The 490-nt window shown below is 69.0% G+C and carries 1 protein-coding gene; it reads right to left on the bottom strand.

The annotated features are described in order from the left end of the window. Window positions 1-327, bottom strand: coding sequence for a non-heme iron oxygenase ferredoxin subunit (locus tag V7793_RS38020; protein WP_336014325.1), 327 nt, complete (start codon window positions 325-327; stop codon window positions 1-3). Between the last annotated feature and the right edge of the window lie 163 nt (window positions 328-490).

Here is a 490-nt window from a genome sequence, read left to right as displayed (position 1 = left end):
TCAGAGCTCCCTCTCGCCGGAGGTGATGGAGACGAGCACGTCGTCCCCGTCCACCTTCACGGGGTAGACGGCGATCGGCTCGGTCGCCGGCGGCGAGGTCGGTCGGCCGGTTCGCAGGTCGAAGCTGGAGGTGTGCAGCCAGCATCCGATGGTCCGGTCGGTGACGTCCCCGCCGGAAAGGGAGACGTTGGCGTGTGAGCAGATGTCATGGACGGCGTAGAACTCGCCCTCGGTGCGCACCACGGAGACCGGGACGCCCTCCAGGACGACCCGCATCGGGGTGTCCTCTTCCAGTTCACCGACCGAGCAGGCCCGCAGGTACCTCAGTGTCCCTGGCATCCGCAACCTCCATGGCGTGCGTGGGTTCCTCGGCCGAGCTCCTTGTCGACCTTGGCCAGCAGGCGTTTTCCGGGGCAGGGCAGTCCGATCCGCTGGGCGAGCTCGGCGAAGAAGCCGTGGACCACCAGGCGGCGGGCTTCGTCGGCGGGGG

The organism is Streptomyces sp. KLMMK, from assembly GCF_036961605.1.
In the GTDB taxonomy this organism is placed as follows: Bacteria; Actinomycetota; Actinomycetes; order Streptomycetales; family Streptomycetaceae; genus Streptomyces; species Streptomyces telluris.
The sequence above is the reverse complement of the archived record's forward strand: the minus strand, read 5'-3'. Positions and strand labels throughout refer to the sequence as shown.